The organism is Burkholderia sp. AU17457, assembly GCF_002223255.1.
GTDB lineage: Bacteria > Pseudomonadota > Gammaproteobacteria > Burkholderiales > Burkholderiaceae > Burkholderia > Burkholderia sola.
Map to the genome: position 1 here is coordinate 1,281,404 of NZ_NKFB01000003.1, position 13,539 is coordinate 1,294,942.

Annotated in this window: 11 protein-coding genes; 10 read left to right on the plus strand and 1 reads right to left on the minus strand. The window is 69.6% G+C overall.

The features are described from left to right. Positions 1 to 72 precede the first annotated feature (72 nt). From CFB49_RS08585 to CFB49_RS08630, 10 genes are all read left to right on the plus strand, one after another. A complete protein-coding gene (locus CFB49_RS08585) occupies positions 73 to 2,526 on the plus strand; it encodes a fimbria/pilus outer membrane usher protein (protein WP_089491133.1) in 2,454 nt (817 codons plus the stop codon). A gap of 17 nt (positions 2,527 to 2,543) precedes the next feature. Next, positions 2,544 to 3,290, plus strand: coding sequence for a fimbrial biogenesis chaperone (locus CFB49_RS08590; protein ID WP_089491134.1), 747 nt, complete (start codon positions 2,544 to 2,546; stop codon positions 3,288 to 3,290). Beyond that, complete coding sequence (locus tag CFB49_RS08595; RefSeq protein ID WP_069620683.1) at positions 3,287 to 4,309, plus strand: fimbrial protein; 1,023 nt, start codon at positions 3,287 to 3,289, stop codon at positions 4,307 to 4,309. Before CFB49_RS08590 ends, CFB49_RS08595 begins: the two co-directional genes overlap by 4 nt. Before the next feature lie 336 nt (positions 4,310 to 4,645). Next, positions 4,646 to 5,314, plus strand: a complete 669-nt coding sequence (locus CFB49_RS08600) for an RNA polymerase factor sigma-70 (protein ID WP_034201800.1) — start codon at positions 4,646 to 4,648, stop codon at positions 5,312 to 5,314. Between the two features lie 85 nt (positions 5,315 to 5,399). Continuing rightward, complete coding sequence (locus CFB49_RS08605) at positions 5,400 to 5,642, plus strand: MbtH family protein (RefSeq protein WP_089434994.1); 243 nt, start codon at positions 5,400 to 5,402, stop codon at positions 5,640 to 5,642. 45 nt (positions 5,643 to 5,687) lie between these two features. Next, positions 5,688 to 6,695, plus strand: coding sequence for a TauD/TfdA family dioxygenase (locus tag CFB49_RS08610; RefSeq protein WP_069620685.1), 1,008 nt, complete (start codon positions 5,688 to 5,690; stop codon positions 6,693 to 6,695). After that, entirely contained in the window at positions 6,695 to 7,543 is an 849-nt protein-coding gene (locus CFB49_RS08615; RefSeq protein ID WP_089434996.1) for an ABC transporter ATP-binding protein, read from the plus strand. Before CFB49_RS08610 ends, CFB49_RS08615 begins: the two co-directional genes overlap by 1 nt. Further along, positions 7,540 to 9,630: a Fe(3+)-hydroxamate ABC transporter permease FhuB gene (gene fhuB, locus CFB49_RS08620; protein WP_089491135.1), complete on the plus strand. Its 2,091-nt coding sequence runs from the start codon at positions 7,540 to 7,542 to the stop codon at positions 9,628 to 9,630. Before CFB49_RS08615 ends, fhuB begins: the two co-directional genes overlap by 4 nt. Next, positions 9,627 to 10,427 (plus strand): siderophore-iron reductase FhuF, encoded by an 801-nt coding sequence (gene fhuF, locus CFB49_RS08625; RefSeq protein ID WP_089491136.1) that lies wholly within the window; start codon positions 9,627 to 9,629, stop codon positions 10,425 to 10,427. Before fhuB ends, fhuF begins: the two co-directional genes overlap by 4 nt. Next, a complete protein-coding gene (locus CFB49_RS08630) occupies positions 10,424 to 11,449 on the plus strand; it encodes an ABC transporter substrate-binding protein (RefSeq protein ID WP_089491137.1) in 1,026 nt (341 codons plus the stop codon). Before fhuF ends, CFB49_RS08630 begins: the two co-directional genes overlap by 4 nt. 174 nt (positions 11,450 to 11,623) lie before the next feature. Here CFB49_RS08630 and CFB49_RS08635 read toward each other — a convergent pair whose 3' ends face one another. Further along, positions 11,624 to 13,369 (minus strand): cyclic peptide export ABC transporter, encoded by a 1,746-nt coding sequence (locus tag CFB49_RS08635; protein ID WP_069620690.1) that lies wholly within the window; start codon positions 13,367 to 13,369, stop codon positions 11,624 to 11,626. Positions 13,370 to 13,539 lie beyond the last annotated feature (170 nt).

Here is a 13,539-nt window from a genome sequence, read left to right on the forward strand (position 1 = left end):
CTCCCGTTTTCCTTCTCCTCGGACTCCCGGTAGCACCGCGTGCGAATCAGACATTCCTTCCTTTGCGTCTCCGTGCTGGTCGTCGGCAGCCAGAGCCAGGCGACGGAATTCAATTCGTCGTTCCTCGACATCGACGGAACGAGCAACGTCGACCTGTCGCAGTTCTCGCAGGCGGACTTCACGCTGCCCGGCGAGTACATGCTCGACGTGCAGGTCAACGACCTGTACCTCGGATTGCAGCCGATCGAATTCGTGGCGGTCGATGCGACGGGCGCGGGCAAGCCGTGCCTGCGGCCGGCGCTCGTCGCGCGGTTCGGCCTGAAACCTTCGCTGGTCAAGGACCTGCCGCGCTTCCGGGGCGGCAGTTGCGTCGACCTCGCCGCGATCGAAGGGGCGACCGTGCGTTACCTGAAAAGCGACGGGCGGCTCAAGATCACGATTCCGCAGGCCGCGCTCGAATTCACCGATTCGACCTACCTGCCGCCGGAGCACTGGTCCGAAGGGATTCCCGGCGCGATGCTCGACTATCGGGTGATCGCGAACACGAACCGCAACTTCGGTACGGGCGGCGGGCAGACGAATGCGATCCAGGCGTACGGGACGGTCGGCGCGAACTGGGGCGCGTGGCGTTTTCGCGGCGACTACCAGGCGCAATCGAACGTCGGCAACACCGCGTACGCGGACCGCACGTTCCGCTTCAGCCGGCTTTATGCGTTTCGCGCGTTGCCGTCGATCCAGTCGACGGTGACGTTCGGCGACGACTATCTGACCTCCGACATTTTCGACACGTTCGCGCTGACGGGCGCGTCGATCCGCAGCGACGACCGCATGCTGCCGCCGTCGCTGCGCGGCTATGCACCGCTGATCTCGGGCGTCGCGCGCACCAACGCGACCGTGACCGTGTCGCAGGCCGGCCGCGTGCTGTACGTGACGCGCGTGTCGCCGGGCGCGTTCGCGCTGCAGAACATCAACACGAGCGTGCAGGGCACGCTCGACGTCGCGGTCGAGGAAGAGGACGGCAGCGTGCAGCGCTTCCAGGTGACGACGGCCGCCGTGCCGTTCCTCGCGCGCACCGGCCAGTTGCGCTACAAGGCCGCGGTCGGCAAGCCGCGCCTGTTCGGCGGCGCCGGCATCACGCCGTTCTTCGGCTTCGGCGAAATCGCGTACGGTTTGCCGTTCGACGTCACCGCGTATGGCGGCTTCATCGCCGCGTCGGGCTATACGTCGATCGCGCTCGGCGTCGGTCGCGATTTCGGCGCCTTCGGCGCGGTGTCGGCCGACGTCACGCGTGCGCGGGCGCGCCTGTGGTGGAGCGGCGCGACACGCAACGGCAACTCGTATCGCATCAACTATTCGAAGCACTTCGACGGGCTCGACGCGGACGTGCGCTTCTTCGGCTACCGCTTCTCCGAGCGCGAGTACACCAGCTTCGCGCAGTTCTCCGGCGACCCGACCGCGTACGGCCTCGCCAACAGCAAGCAGCGCTATTCGGCGACGCTGTCGAAGCGCTTCGGCGACACGTCGACCTATTTCTCGTACGACCAGACGACCTACTGGGCGCGCGCGTCCGAGCAGCGGGTCGGCCTGACGCTCACGCGCGCGTTCTCGATCGGCACGCTGCGCAACCTGAACGTCAGCGTGTCGGCATTCCGCACGCAGAGCGCCGGCGCGAGCGGCAACCAGTTCTCGGTCACCGCGACGCTGCCGATCGGCGGCCGCCACACCGTCACGTCGAACCTGACGACGGGCAACGGCAGCACCAGCGTGAACGCGGGCTATATCTACGACGATCCGGCCGGCCGCACCTACCAGGTCAATGCGGGCGCGACCGACGGCCGCGCGTCGGCCAACGCGAGCTTCCGGCAGCGCACGTCGGCGTACCAGCTCACCGCGCAGGCATCGACGCTCGCCAATGCGTATGCGGCCGCGTCGCTCGAAGTCGACGGCTCGTTCGTCGCGACGCAGTACGGCGTGTCCGCGCACGCGAACGGCAATGCGGGCGATACGCGGCTGCTGGTGTCGACCGACGGCGTGCCCGACGTGCCGCTGTCCGGCACGCTCGCGCATACCGATTCGCGCGGCTACGCGGTGCTCGACGGCATCTCGCCGTACAACGTGTACGACGCGACCGTCAACGTCGAGAAGCTGCCGCTCGAAGTGCAGGTGACGAACCCGATCCAGCGCATGGTGCTGACCGACGGCGCGATCGGTTTCGTGAAGTTCGCCGCCGCGCGCGGCAGCAACCTGTACCTGACGCTGACCGACTCGGCCGGCAAGGCGCTGCCGTTCGGCGCGTCGGTGCAGGACGCGGCGAACGGCAAGGAACTCGGCATCGTCGGCGAGGGCGGCGCGGCGTTCCTGACTCAGGTTCAGCCGAAATCCGCGCTGGCGGTGCGGGCGGGCGAACGCACGCTGTGCACGATCGACGCACTGCCGAACCAGCTCCAACTCGAAGGCACGCCGATTCCGGTGACGTGCCGGACACCGGGCGAGTCGCATGCGGCGGCCGCGCCGGTCGAACGATGATTTTCATGGATCCAGCGATGACGAACGCTTTCTCCCTTTCTTTCCCGCGGCGCGCGCTGTGCGTGTTCGCGACCGTCGGCGCGATGCTGGCAGGCACCGCGCATGCGGCGATCGTGCCCGATCGCACGCGCGTGATCTTCAACGAAGGCGAACAGGCCGCGATCGTGACGATCACCAACAAGAGCGCGACGTATCCGTATCTCGTGCAGTCGTGGCTCGAGGACGCGAAGGGCAACAAGACCACGTCGCCGCTGATGGTCGTGCCGCCGCTGCAACGCATCGAGGCGAACGAGCGCAACGTGCTGCGGATCGCGAAGCTGCCGGGCACCGAGTTGCCGGCCGATCGCGAAACGGTGTTCTACCTGAACATCCGCGAAGTGCCGCCGAAGACCGATACGCCGAACACGCTGCAGATCGCGCTGCATACGCAGATGAAGCTGTTCTACCGGCCGGAGGCCGTGCAGCCCCCGCGCGACGAGGACTGGACACTGCCGATGACGCTGCGGGTGGATGCGGCCGCACACACGCTCGTGTTCGACAACCCGACGCCGTATCACGTGACGGTGGTCGACGTGAGCGCGGGTGCGCAGAAGACGCCGGTGCCGATCGAGCCGGTGATGGTGAGCCCGATGAGCACGGCCGACGTGCCGTTCAAGGCCGCGACGCCGGCGACGCTGTTCGTCACGCACATCGACGATTACGGCGGCCAGGTGGCGGTCGAGTATGCGTGCGACGCGGGTGCGTGCAAGAGCGTGAAGAAATGAGCGCGGGCATGCGTCATCGGGCGGCGCCGGCGGCATGGCTGCGCTGGGTCGTACTCGTGCTGCTGATCGCGGCCGTGCAGCCGGCGTGGGCGCTGCGCTGCCTGACGAACAGCGGCGCGACGTCGTTGACCGAGCCGATCGGCGGCGTGGCGTCGTATCCGACCGACGCGCCGGACGGCTACGTGATCTGGGTGTCGCCGGTGCGCACGACGTCGGGGTATTGCTACAAGGACCTCGGGGACGCCGGCAGCCTGAAGGTCGTCGACAACATTTACTTCTACGCGAATCCGAATCGTACGGACCCTGCCGCATGGGGGCTCGAGATCGGCATCCGCTACAAGGGCGTCGATTATTTCGACAAGACGAGCAATCGCGGCGGCGGGGTGTTTACCGGGTATGCGGTGCCGCCGTGCACCCGGTACGACTTCGACCGCGGGCGTTGCCAGCGCACGAACATCAGCATCGACTATCAGGTCGTCGTGCGCAAGAAGGGCAACTGGATCCAGCCGCCGAGCGATATCTATACGGTGTTCCAGTTCGACGGCGAATTCGGGCTGAATGCGTTCGGCACGAGCTTTCAGTACCGCCTGAGCGGCCTGCGCAATCTCAAGCCGACGCCGTGCTTCGTCGACGTACTCGTGACGCCCGAACCGGGCATCGTCGATTTCGGGCAGGTGCAGGCGGCGGGCAACGGCTTCATGCCGGCGGTGCCGCGCAAGCGGTTCTCGTTGTCGTTGACCAAGAAATGCAACGTCGCGGTGCGGGTGGACGGGTATTTCGAGACGAGTTTTCCGGTCCAGAACGGTTTGCTGGTGCCGGCGAAGGACAGCAATTTCGGGATTGGCATCGAGGACAGCCAGGGCAAGGCCATTCCGTTCAACCAGCAGTTCACGCTGGCCCAGTTCGCGTCCAACGTGATGAACCAGAGCGTGCTGATGGACGCGGTGCTGAAGTCGTTCGGCCCGCCGAAGATCGGCCGATTCGATGCGACGGCGACGATCCGGTTGTTCATCTACTGACGGCGGTAGGCGCGGCCGCGTGCGTTCCGTCGGATCGCCGAAACGGCTTGTCGACGTAACACAAGCCGTGTGGATCGCGGCGCCGTGCCGTGCGCCAATGCGGGGCGGGGCCGTCATCATGAACCTCGGCCGTGTCGGCCGCCGGGCCACCGCCTTTGGCCTGGAAAGCCTGCCGTTCTCCGCAGACCCGTCGCGTTCGTCCCGTCCGCCAGAGCAGGCATTCCGGCAATTGTTCAGACAAATCCCGACAACCGGAAGGGTCATCTCGTAATCGGATTGAGAATGATTTGCGTTTACGTTAAATTCCCTTATCTCGGAATTTGACGGAGCAGATCGATGGCGATGGCGGAAGTGCTCGACCGACCGGCGGCGGCAGCGGCAAACCCGTTCCTCGGCAGTTATCCGGACCTGCCGCCGCGCGCCGCGCCGCGTGCGCGCCGGGCGTCCGAGCCCCGTGCGCAGGGTGCGCTGCTCGACGTGCTGATCTCGCATCGCGCGATGCTCGTCAACGTCGCGCGCGGCTTCGTCGGCTGCGCGAGCCGCGCGGAGGACGTCGTGCACGACGTGTTCGTGAAGCTCGTCGAATTCCCGAATCAGGACGCGGTGCGCCAGCCGGTCGCGTACGTGACGCGGATGGTGCGCAACGCATCGATCGACGCGTGCCGCCGGCAAAGCCTCGAAAACGTCTATCACACGGAAGAGGACGACGGTTTCGACGTGCCGTCGCCCGAGCCGACGCCGGAAGCCGCGCTGATGACGCGCGATACGCTGCGGCGCGTGTGGGCGGCGCTCGACGACCTGCCGGCGCGCAGCCGTGCGGCATTCGAGATGGTGCGGCTGCGCGAGGAGACGCTGCAGACCGCGGCGCGCGCGCTGAACGTGTCGCAGACGCTCGTGCATTTCATGGTGCGCGACGCGGAGCGCCACTGCGCGGAATGCCTCGACGCATGCCATCGCGGCGTCGCCTGCCCGGTGTTCCTGGGCGGCCGCGCACGGCGGCGGTAAAAAAACGCGCCGGCCAACCGTCTATCAGACAGGAGCGGCCGAATTTGCCGCTTCGCCTCCTTCAACCGCCCAGCGATTTCCGATCATGACGCAAGCCCCGATGCCTTCCGCCGACACCGACGATCTCGTCTATACGGTCGTCATCAACGACGAAGAACAGTATTCGATCTGGCCGACCTTCCGGCCCGTGCCCGCCGGCTGGCGCGAAGTGGGCGTGAGCGGCCCGAAGGCCGACTGTCTCGCGCACATCGAAACCGTCTGGACCGACATGCGCCCCGCGAGCCTGCGCCGCGCGATGGACGGCGAGCGCACGACGCGCGCGTCGTGACCCGTTGCGCCGCATGTGCGGCGCGCCACCTGAAGAGGACGTTGCATGACCCTGCTTTCGTTGCCGACGCTCGACGACCTGCGTATCGAGCCGGGACTGCCCACCGTCGTGTCGCCGCGCGGCAACGACGGGATGTCGATCGACGACGTCGCGCCGCTCGCGCGCGAGATCGCGGCCGACACGCTCGAACGGGCGGGCGGCGTGCTGTTCACGGGCTTTCGCGTGCCGTCGATCGATACGTTCCAGCAATTCGCGGCATCGTTCGGCGATCCGCTGATCGGCTATGAATATGCGTCGACGCCGCGCAGCCAGGTCGAGGGCGCGGTCTACACGTCGACCGAATACCCGCCGCACCGCGCGATTCCGCTGCACAACGAGCAGTCGTACACGCGCGAATGGCCGCTGCGGATCTGGTTCCACTGCGCGCTCGCCGCGCCGAAGGGCGGGGCGACGCCGATCGCGGACAGCCGCGCCGTCTACCGCGCGCTCGACCCGGCGCTCGTCGCCCGCTTCGAGAAGCGCGAGCTGCTGTACGTGCGCAATTTCGGGCAGGGGCTCGATCTGCCGTGGCAGCAGTCGTTCGGCACCGACGAGCCGGCCGAGGTCGAGCGGATGTGCGCGGCGCGCGGCATCGAGTGCGCGTGGCGCACCGACGACGACGGCGAGCTTCTGCTGCGCACGCGCGAGCGTTGCCAGGCGGTCGCGCGCCATCCGCGCACGGGCGAGCGCGTGTGGTTCAACCAGGCGAACCTGTTTCACCTGTCGGCGCTCGACGACGACATGCAGGAAGCGCTCGTCGACGCGGTCGGGCTCGAGAACGTGCCGCGCAACGTGTACTACGGCGACGGCGAACCGCTCGAGGCCGACGCGCTCGCGCAGATCCGCGGCGTGCTCGACCAGCAGCGCATCGTGTTCCCGTGGCGCACCGGCGACGTGCTGATGCTCGACAACATGCTGACCGCGCATGCACGCGACCCGTTCGAGGGGCCGCGCAAGGTCGTCGTCGCGATGGCGCAGAGTTACACGGTCCCGCGCGACCGAACGGAGGATTGATGACGCGTCGTACCGCCGCGCTTGCCGCGCGCGGGCTGTCGGTGGGATATCGCGACCATGTCGTGATCGACGGGCTGGACCTGTCGATCGCGGCCGGCCGCGTAACCGCGCTGTGCGGACCGAACGGCTGCGGCAAGAGCACGCTGCTGCGCACGCTCGCGGGCCTGCAGCCCGCGCGTGCCGGCCACGTCGACGTGAACGGCAAGCCGCTCGCGTCGTTTCGCCGTCGCGCGCTCGCGCGCGAGCTGACGATGCTTGCGCAGTTCAACCAGATTCCGTCGGGCCTCACGGTGCGCGAGCTCGTCGCGTACGGGCGCTATGCGTACGGCGGCTTCCTGCGCGGCCTGTCGCGGGCCGATCATGCGGCGATCGACGAGGCGCTCGACACGAGCGGCCTCGCGGGCGACGCGGAGCGCGACGTCGGCGCGCTGTCGGGCGGCGAACGCCAGCGCGCGTGGATCGCGATGGCGCTCGCCCAGCAGGCGCCGATCGTGCTGCTCGACGAACCGACGACGTATCTCGACATTCATCACCAGCTCGACATCCTCGATGCGCTGCGTGCGCTGAACCGTACGCGCGGGCTGACGATCGTCTGGGTGCTGCATGACCTGAACCAGGCGGCCGCGTACAGCGACGAGATCGTGCTGATGCGCGCGGGCCGCCTCGTCGCGCAGGGCACGCCCGACGCGATGCTCGAGCCGGCGCGGCTGCGCGCGGCGTTCGGCGTCGAGATGCTGAAGCTCGCGCATCCGCAGACGGGCGCGCCGATGTGCGTGCCGGCCTACGGGCCGTCGACCGACGGCGCGCCGCAGGCGGCCGGCGTCTTCGACCGGGATCTCGCCGTATGACGACGTTCGCGATGCGCAAGCGCCTCGCGGCGACGGGCAGGGGTGCGACGAAAGGGCGGGCCGGCGCGATCGCGTTCGGCCTCGTCGCGCTGATCGCGCTGCTCGCCGCGCTGCGGATTGCCCCGGACCTGCGTGTGTGGTGGGACGCGGCGCCCGGCAGCGATGCCGCGGCGCTCGCGCACGTATTCCTGTTCGACCTCAATCTGCCGCGCGTCGCGGCCGCGCTCGTCGCGGGCGGCTGCCTCGGCATCGCCGGCGCGCTGTTCCAGTCGCTCACGCGTAATCCGCTCGCGTCGCCCGACCTGCTCGGCGTGACGGGCGGTGCCCAGCTCGGGCTGCTCGCGGCGATGCTGGTGCCGGCGCTGGCGGGCGTCGCGTCGGTGCCGCTGCTGTTCGTGTGCGGGCTCGCGGCCGCCGCGTGCGCGATCGTCGCGGCGGGCGGCTGGCGCGCGACGCCGTTGCGGCTCGTGCTCGCGGGCAGCGTGTGCATGCTGTTGTTCGCGGCGCTGTCGACGCTCGTGCTCGCGTTCTTCGAGCAGAACATCGCGGGCGCCGCACTGTGGACCAACGGCAGCCTGTACCAGCCGGGCGCGACGGGCCTCGCGCTCGCCGCGCGCTGGCTCGTCGTGCCGCTGGTCGCGCTGCCGTTCGTGATCCGGCCGCTGAATCCGCTCACGCTCGGCGACGATGCGGCGGCCGCGGCCGGCGTGCGCGTCGATGCGACGCGGCTCGCCGCGACGATCGTCGCGGTCGCGTTCACGAGCGTGGCCGTCAGCATCGCGGGCCCGCTGTCGTACGTCGGCCTCGTCGCGCCGAACCTGCTGCGCCAGGTGCGCGGCGCGCGTGCGGCGCGGCTCGGCGTGCTGGTGCCGCTGTCGGCGCTCGCCGGCGGCGCGCTCGTGCTCGTCACCGACAGCGCGGTGCTCGCATCGGGCCTCGACGCGACGCTGTCGACCGGCGTCGCGCTCGCGCTGGTCGGCACGCCGCTGATGCTCGCGATGATCCGGCGCGGCGCCGCGTGGTCGGGCGTGCTGCACGCGGATGCCGAACGCGCGGCGGGCGGCGGCTCGACGCGGCTCGTCGGCTGGCTCGAACGGCTCGGCTGGCCGTTGCGCACCGTGCTGTTCGTCGTGGCGGGCGTGCTGGTGCTCTTCGTCGGCGTGTCGGCCGGCCCCGAATGGCTCGCGCCCGCGCGCTGGTCGGCCGCGCTGTCCGGTCACGATGCGCTCGCGCGGATGCTGATCGACCTGCGCATGCCGCGTCTGCTGTGCGCGCTGCTCGCCGGCGCGTTGCTGGCGGTCAGCGGCGTCGCGATGCAGAGCGTCGTGCGCAATCCGCTCGCGGGCCCCGAAGTGCTCGGCGTCACGCAGGGCGCGGGGCTCGTCACGCTGTTCGCGTTGTCGACGTGGCCGCTGATGGGCCACGTGACGCTTGCCGCCGCCGCACTGATCGGCGGCGGGCTGTCGCTCGCGATCACGCTCGCACTGAATCACCGGCATCGCTACGCGCCGCTCGCGGTCGCGCTGACCGGCATCGTGATCGGCGCGTTGTGGACCACGCTCGCGCAATGGCTGATCACGCAGGAAAGCGTGCAGCCCGCACGCTTCGTCGTATGGCTCGTCGGCGGCACGTACGGCCGCAGCTGGGGCGAGGTGTCGATGCTGCTGCCGTGGTGCGTGCTCGCGGTGCCGGTGTTCGCGTGGCTCGCGAAACCGCTCGACATGCTCGCGCTCGGCGACGATCAGGCGGCCGCGCTCGGCCTGCCGGTGGCCGCGCTGCGGCCGCTCGCGCTGACGATCGCGACGCTCGCCGCGTGCGCGGCCGTCGCGGCGGTCGGGCCGGTCGGCTTCATCGGGCTGATGGCGCCGCACGTCGCGACGATGCTCGGCGCGCGCCGGCATCGCACGCGGCTGTGGCTCGCGGCGGCGTGCGGCGCACTGATTCTCGGCGTCGCGGATCTCGCGGCGCGTACCGTCGTCGCGCCGCGCGAAGTGCCGGCCGGCGTGCTGACCGCGCTGATCGGCGCGCCGTACCTGCTCGGGCTGCTGATTCTCGAGGGGCGCCGCGCCCGGCGCGCGGGGCGATGACGCCGGCGCTCGACGGCGCGCGCGCCACGCGCTTTTCGGCGTTCGCGCCGGAACCGTTCGCCGAGCACCTCGACGTCGTCTGGCTCGGCATGCCCGACGATGTGCGCGCGCCGGGCCGCATCGTCGTGCCCGTCGCCGAATTGCCCGCGCACCGCGACGCCGTGCTCGCCGCGATGGTCGACCATTACGGCGGCGATCCGGCGCAGCATGCACGTGCGCTGATGTCGCAATGGAGCAAATACTATTTCGGCCGCGCGGCGCCGGCCGGCGTCGTCGCCGCGCTGACGCTCGGGCGGCCGCTCGACATGACGCCCGAGCGCACGTTCGTCGCGCTCGACGACGGGATGCCGGCCGCGCTGTATTTCGCGAGCGATGCACTCGGCGCGCCGTGCGAGGATCCCGCGCCGCGCTATGCGGGCCTCATCGCGCATCTCGGCGCGGTGATCGACCTGCTCGCGGCGATGGGCCGCGTCACGCCGCGCGTGCTGTGGAGCAACGCGGGCAACCTGCTCGATTATCTGCTCGACACGTATCGTTCGCTGCCGTGTGCGGCGGATCCCGTCCGCGATGCGGACTGGCTGTTCGGCTCGACCTGCGTGCACGGCGAGCCGAATCCATTGCGCATGCCCGTGCGCGATGCCGTGCCGCGCTCGCCGCTGCTGCCGACGCCGTTTCGCGCGCGCCGCGTGTGCTGCCTGCGCTACGAAATTCCTGGAGAAACGCAACTGTGTGGAAGCTGCCCCCTGCTATTGACGATGGACGACGCGGCGCTGGCCGAGCAGGACGCGATCCGGTGATGCACGCCGGCCGCCGGCATGTGCTTGGCACGCTCGCGGCGGCGCTCGGCGCCGCATGCTGCGGCGCGTTTTCCGCACCGGCGGCCGCGGTTTCCGCGGCCGGGAGCACGGGCGGTACGCAGGGCGCCGTGTCGCTGGCCGGCAATCCCGTCGTGTCGCAGGCCAGCGCGAGGATGCCCGTGCGGCCGCAGCGCGTGGTCGCGCTCGACTTCATGTTCGCGGAAAGCGTGATCGCGCTCGACATCGTGCCGGTCGGGATGGCCGATACCGCGTTCTACCCGGGCTGGCTCGGCTACCGGAGCGAACAGCTCGCGCACGTGACCGACATCGGCTCGCGGCAGGAGCCGGGGCTCGAGGCGATCGCGGCGGTCAAGCCGGACCTGATCATCGGCGTCGGCTTCCGGCATGCGCCGATCTTCGACGCGCTCGACCGGATCGCGCCGACGATCCTGTTCCAGTTCAGCCCGAACGTGTCCGAAGGCGGTGTGCCCGTCACGCAGCTCGACTGGATGCGGCAGATTTTCCGGACGATCGGTGCGGTCACGGGGCGCGACGCGCGCGCGCAGGCGGTCGAAGCACAACTCGACGCCGGCATCGCGCGCGATGCGGCGCGGCTCGCGGCCGCGGGCCGCCACGGCGAGCGCGTCGCGCTGCTGCAGGATCTCGGCTTGCCCGACCGGTACTGGGCCTATACGGGCAACAGCACGTCGGCGGGCCTCGCGCGGGCGCTCGGGCTCGATCCGTGGCCGAAGAAGCCGACGCGGGAGGGCACGCTGTACGTGACGTCGGCCGATCTGCTGCGTCAGCGCGACCTGGCCGTGCTGTTCGTGACCGCGTCGGGGATGGACGTGCCGTTGTCGGCGAAACTCGATTCGCCGGTGTGGCGTTTCGTGCCCGCGCTGAAGGCACACCGGATCGCGCTGATCGAGCGCAACATCTGGGGGTTCGGCGGGCCGATGTCGGCGCTGAAGCTGGCCGACGTGATGACCGACACGATGCTGAAGCTGCCGGCCGTGAGTTGAGCGGCGGACGATGCCGCGTTGACGGGCAGGGCGTCGCGATCAGCTTGACGACGCGCGGTTTCAGTCTTTCCTTTTCGCCACACGTCAGTCGAATTCCCCGCTGAAACGACCGTCGTCGACACACTGCCATTGCAGCGTGCCGGCGATTTTTTTCGATCGACTGCCGGTGTCGTGTTACGCGCTCAGCGCATCGACGCCATCCTGCGCACGCAGGCGCGCCGGTTGCGTGTCGCTGACGATGCGCCCGTTGTCGAGCTTCAGCAGACGGTCGGCAAGATCGAAGTAGCGGTCGTCGTGCGTGATCACGATCACGGCCTTGCCGCGCGCGCGCAGCTCGGGCAGCAGTTGCTCGTAGAACACGGCCTTGAACGACGGGTCCTGGTCGGCCGCCCATTCGTCGAACAGGTAGAACGGGCGATCTTCCAGGTACGCGACGACGAGCGCGAGCCGCTTGCGCTGCCCGGTCGACAGCGCGCGCGTCGAGAACGCGCCGTCGATCACCTTCACCTTGTGGTCGAGCGCGAGTTTCGCGACGAGCGCGTTCGCCCGCGCATCGGCCTGCGCACGCGACGGATCGTCGGGGTCGACGATGCCGAGCAGCGCGTCGAACAGGTGGAAATCGTTGAACACCGCGCTGAAGCGCTGCCGGTAGGCCGCGCGTTCGCGCCAGCCGATCGTGCGGCCGTCGACCTCGATCGTGCCTTGCTCCGGCTCGTACAGCCCCGTCAGCACCTTCGCGAGCGTCGTCTTGCCGCTGCCGTTGCCGCCGACGATGAACACGAGCTCGCCCGGCTTGATCGTCAAATCGATCGGCCCGATGCTGAACATCCGTTCGTCGCGCTCGTGGAAATACGCATGCGTGACGCCGCGCAGCGTGACCGCGCCGGCCGGCGGCACGTCGGGCGCATCGGCCGCGGGCGGCACCGTGCGCAGCGCGCCGAATTCGGCCATCACGCCTTCGATCCGCGTGAGCGACACGCGCGCCGCGTTGACGGTCGGCAGGTTGTTCAGCAGGCCGTCGAGCGGCACGAGCATGAACAGGAACACGACGACGTAGCCGGCGGCCGCGGCCGGGTCGGCATGCACGCCGAGCTGCGGCCAGAACGACGCGACGCCGAGGAACACGTAGAACAGGAAGATGATCCAGCCGACGCCGACCGCATACGCGCTGAACGCGCGGCGGCGGTGGTCGCGCACTTCGCCGATCGCGGCGCCGAGCTGGCCGTCGACGAACTGGCGGGCGCGCGCGTCGTGCAGCTTCAGCTCCTTCGCGCCGGAGAACAGCGAGCCCAGATAGCCGAACAGGCGGTCCTGCGCCTGGCCGGCGGCTTCGAGCGCCGCGATCGCGCGGCGGTCGCCGGTGTGATAGCCGAGCGAGCCGGCGATGATCGCGGCCAGCGCCAGCAGGCACACGGGCCAGGACAGCCACGCCAGATAGCCGAGGCAGCCGAACACGATCGAGCCGTGCATGACGAGGTTCGGCAGCGCGAAGAACAGCATCGACACGTTGGTCGCGTCATCGGTCAGCACCGATTGCACGGGCGCCGCGCCGATCCGCTCGATGTCGCGCAGTTCGGCCGCGCCGACGCGCCGCGCCAGATGCACGCGCAATCGCGCCATCGTGTCCTGCGACAGGCGGGCGAACAGCGTGCCCGACACGATCCGCGTGACGAGCGCGATCACCGCGCACAGCGCGAAGCGCCACGCGAGCGACGCGTCGGCGGCGCCCGGTTGCGACAGCGCGCGGTTCAACGTCGCGACGAGCAGCACGCTCGCGACGCCGTTCAGCACGCACGCGGTGAGCGCCAGCGTGAGCGACACGCGGCTTTCGCGCAGCAGCGCAAGGATCAGGCGCGCCGCGGGGCGGCCGGGGGAAGCGTCGAGGGACGGCGGGGAAGAAGGCTCGTGGGCGGCTGTCATCGGCAACGTCGGTAAAGGGAAGGCAGGCAATAACGCGAAAAACGGCAAATCTGACGGGAAAGCGGCCGGCGGGGCGAGCCCCGTTCCGGCTTTCCTTCCTGATAGACGAACGGGCCGCGCAAATATTTAGCGACATCGCCAAAAAAAGCGGTCGCACGCATTTTGCGCAC

Excerpts from the sequence above, each read along its gene's own strand:
- CFB49_RS08605 (WP_089434994.1), top strand. The coding sequence starts at position 5,400 with ATGACGCAAGCCCCGATGCCTTCCGCCGACACCGACGATCTCGTCTAT.
- CFB49_RS08600 (WP_034201800.1), top strand. The coding sequence starts at position 4,646 with ATGGCGATGGCGGAAGTGCTCGACCGACCGGCGGCGGCAGCGGCAAAC.
- CFB49_RS08595 (WP_069620683.1), top strand. The coding sequence starts at position 3,287 with ATGAGCGCGGGCATGCGTCATCGGGCGGCGCCGGCGGCATGGCTGCGC.
- CFB49_RS08610 (WP_069620685.1), top strand. The coding sequence starts at position 5,688 with ATGACCCTGCTTTCGTTGCCGACGCTCGACGACCTGCGTATCGAGCCG.
- CFB49_RS08615 (WP_089434996.1), top strand. The coding sequence starts at position 6,695 with ATGACGCGTCGTACCGCCGCGCTTGCCGCGCGCGGGCTGTCGGTGGGA.
- CFB49_RS08635 (WP_069620690.1), bottom strand. The coding sequence starts at position 13,369 with ATGACAGCCGCCCACGAGCCTTCTTCCCCGCCGTCCCTCGACGCTTCC.
- fhuF (WP_089491136.1), top strand. The coding sequence starts at position 9,627 with ATGACGCCGGCGCTCGACGGCGCGCGCGCCACGCGCTTTTCGGCGTTC.
- fhuB (WP_089491135.1), top strand. The coding sequence starts at position 7,540 with ATGACGACGTTCGCGATGCGCAAGCGCCTCGCGGCGACGGGCAGGGGT.
- CFB49_RS08590 (WP_089491134.1), top strand. The coding sequence starts at position 2,544 with ATGACGAACGCTTTCTCCCTTTCTTTCCCGCGGCGCGCGCTGTGCGTG.